This is a genomic window from Candidatus Hydrogenedentota bacterium (assembly GCA_035416745.1).
In the GTDB taxonomy this organism is placed as follows: domain Bacteria; phylum Hydrogenedentota; class Hydrogenedentia; order Hydrogenedentales; family SLHB01; genus UBA2224.
In genome coordinates, this window is sequence record DAOLNV010000003.1 from 184,266 (window position 1) to 187,504 (window position 3,239).

4 protein-coding genes are annotated in these 3,239 nt (G+C 61.8%); all 4 read right to left on the minus strand.

The features are described from left to right. Positions 1-458 (minus strand): hypothetical protein (locus PLJ71_02630; protein HQM47551.1); only part of this gene is annotated, 458 nt, incomplete at its 3' end. A 12-nt stretch (positions 459-470) separates the two neighbouring features. Then, on the minus strand, positions 471-1,766 hold the full coding sequence (locus PLJ71_02635; GenBank protein HQM47552.1) for a Gfo/Idh/MocA family oxidoreductase: 1,296 nt from the start codon (positions 1,764-1,766) through the stop codon (positions 471-473). Beyond that, positions 1,763-2,860, minus strand: a complete 1,098-nt coding sequence (locus tag PLJ71_02640; GenBank protein HQM47553.1) for a DUF4434 domain-containing protein — start codon at positions 2,858-2,860, stop codon at positions 1,763-1,765. Before PLJ71_02640 ends, PLJ71_02635 begins: the two co-directional genes overlap by 4 nt. Beyond that, on the minus strand, positions 2,857-3,239 hold a 383-nt coding region (locus PLJ71_02645), incomplete at its 5' end, for a hypothetical protein (GenBank protein HQM47554.1). The genes PLJ71_02640 and PLJ71_02645, both read right to left, overlap by 4 nt.

Consider the following 3,239-nt stretch of genomic DNA (forward strand, 5'->3'; position numbering starts at 1 on the left):
ATATGCTCGAGGCATTCGCGTGCCTTTTCGCGCAGGTCCGCGTCCCTGAGCAACACGGCCACGGGGTCCAGGGGCAACTCCGAGGGCGCGATTAATGGGAGCAGTTGCATACCGATGATTTTGATGGCGGGAGACTGTTCGGGTTGTAGAAGTTTCAGAATTTCGGCGGTAACGAAGAGGCGGTCTTCGAAACGTCCCGGCGCGCCGGCCATGTTTACAAGGTCTTCGATGACGTTGAAGGCGGTCTTGCTGACGGCCATGTCTTCATGGCTCAAGAGCGGGATGAGTTTGGGAATGACCTCGACGCCGTGGCGCGGCAGGAGTTGGCGCGCGACGACGCGCGCGTGTTCGTCTCCGCCCGCGAGCGCGCTCACGAGCCGATCGCTCTCACCAGCGAAAGCGCTCCACGCGGAGGCCAGTGCGAGAAGGCCCACAAGTGCCAGTTTGTGTCTGTGCATCGTCCGCTCCTTCTATACGTCCAACCGCCACGGCGCACGATAGGGCCGGGTGAGGTGTTTGTTGGCTTCCGCGTCTCCGATGAACCGTTCGGCGTCGCCGTCCCATACGAGTTTTCGCGACACCTTGAGCGCGATGCCCGCCAACAGGATGGCTGACGTGGACCGCACGCCGATCTCGATATCGGCCCGGGGCTTTTTTCGGGCGCGGATGCATTCGAAGAAGTTGTTGTGATGATCCGGGTTGGCCCAACTGAGCTCGGGAGCGCCCACGACCTCGCCGGCGGTCAGGTCCGAGTCCGGCGCGAGATTCTCGAGCCAGAACGAGCCGCGGTCGAGGGTGAGGCGTCCCCGGGTACCCTGGAACCGCATGCCGTAGCCTTTTGTTGAATGGGTATTGCTGTGGTGCTGTTCCCAGGTGACCGTGCACCCGGGGTATTCGAGCAGGGCGTCCACAACTTCATAGTTGTCCGCTCCAGTGCCGCCGAGGTAATTGCCGCCAACGGCCTGGACCGTCAGCGGGCGGTCCTGGCGAATGCCCCAATGGAGGATATCGACGAGATGCACGCCCCAATTGGCCAGTTCGCCGCCCCGGGCGTAATCCAAGAAAGCCCGGAAGGCCGTGAACCGTTCCTGGGTGTAGTCGTGCCAGGGAGCGGGGCCCTGCCAAAGGTCCCAATCGAGGCCTTTGGGAATCTCGCGGACACTTTCGTGCACCAGGGCGCCGTTCGTGCCGATCCACGCCGTGCCCGATGTGATGACGCCGAGCCTTCCCGACTGTATGATGTCGATGGCTTGTTGGAACAGCGGCATCGAGCGCTGCTGCGTGCCCACCTGGACCACGGACCCGTAGCGGCGGGCGGCGTTGACCATGGCCCGTCCTTCTTCGACCGTTGTGCAGGCGGGCTTCTCCACGTACACGTCCTTTCCCGCTTCGCAGCCGAGGATGGTCAGCAGGGGATGCCAATGGTCGGGCGAGGCGATGAGGATGGCGTCGATGTCGTTACGTTCAAGGACACGCCGGAAATCCTGGTACCCGTCGGGTTTCTTGCCGGACAACTGCTCGACCATCTTTTGTCCGGCATCATAACGCGGGATGTAGACGTCGCACAGCGCGGCGAGGTTGCAGTTCTCGTTGACGGCGAGAGCTTCAATATGGCGCGAGCCCATACCACCGCAGCCGATCACCGCGAGATTGATCTTTTCGTTGGGACTGATGCCCGCGCGCGCGGTCCGCGGCAGAAGACCGGCGGCCGCGGCGGCGCCGGCGATCCCCAGGAAGGTGCGCCGATTGATACGTGTTCCCCTCATGCTCGGTTCCTTTCCTCCAAATACGCCAGGTACGCATCATACAGTTTTTGCGTATCGGGATGTCCAATCATAACCAGATCCGTCTTGCGGTTCATGATCCCCTGGTACTGGTAGCAAATGAGTTTGTCCGCGACCGGGGCCTGGAGCGCCAGTTGCTGCCGGATGCGCTCCATGCTGCCAGGGACACAGTGGCTGCGTCCACTGGGGTTGGGTTCGAGATTGAATGCCTCGCAATTGGCCCAGACCTCGATGCCGTTCGCACGCAACGCGGGGCCTGCCTGACGCAAAGCATCCGCATTCTTGCGGACCAGGGCGAGGGCTTCGTCGATGGACCCTGTTCGCCCGCCGTAGTCCTGAGGCGCCACAATGTCGATGCCCGCCCGTTTCAGTTGGCCGGGCGCTTCCGCGAGATTGGGATGGTCACCCAGGTTGCCGGGGGATGCAAGCACCTTTACGTTTCCCAGGGCGGGCCGCAAGTATTCCGACATGAACTTCTCGTAGAGGTCGATCTGATACGGTTCGAAGTCCATTTCATACGCCATGTACAGTCCGCCGAAGTTCTTCCGGGCGCCGTATTGCTCAACGAGGGCTTCCGCGAGGGCGCGGTTCCAGGTGAACCATACCTCGGGCCACGGAGGCTCCATGCCGGCGTAATCGCGCACCTGGCTGACACGCCCGCGAAACCCGACGCCCAGGAAAATGGTCATCCCCAGGGTCTCGGCTTCATCCACGCACACCCGCAGGGGGTCTTCGCAGCCGAACTTAACCGGCAGGCCGACCGTTTTCTCGTAACCGGGGAAGAGAGGCCGGCCCCACGATGCCGTTGAGACGCAAATGGCCGTGTCGATGCCGATTCCGCGCATGTCGCGCATGAGGGCCCGCCAGTTATCCGCGCCCCAGAAGCGGCAAGTGTCGGTCCAGTATGCCGCATCGAAGATATTGACGTGGGTGAGATCAAAAAAACTTCCCGTGATGACCGGTTCGGTGCCGATAGTTAGGGGTTTTGCCTCCGTCTCTTTGCTCTCTTCACCTTGTACCGCTCCTGCCAGTGCCCCTGTTACGGCGGCGGCTTTCAGAAACTCGCGACGTCTCATTGCGGGCTGCCTCCTTCGAAATAGAACTGTTCGATACCGATGTAACCGGGGGTGGAAATGCGGTAGTCGTGGATGATGTGCTCGGGCACGTTGCGAAAGCGTTTGTTTATGATGGTGAGCACTTGGGGCCGGCAGATACCCACTGAATAGCATTCCTCCGCCCACTGGCCGAGAATGTTGTGGCCGAGTTCGAGCCGACGCTGTTCGTCCACGGTTGACCGCATTTCGAGGTACCAGTCCACAAGCCGTTGAAACTCGGGGGTGGGCTTGACGCCATACGCGTCCTTCCCGTCGGACGCCACGTAACGGCCGTACAGGGGCGCGTAGAAACTGCCGCCTCCCCAGGGAACATGCACGACAGGGTCCACCACCCAGTGCA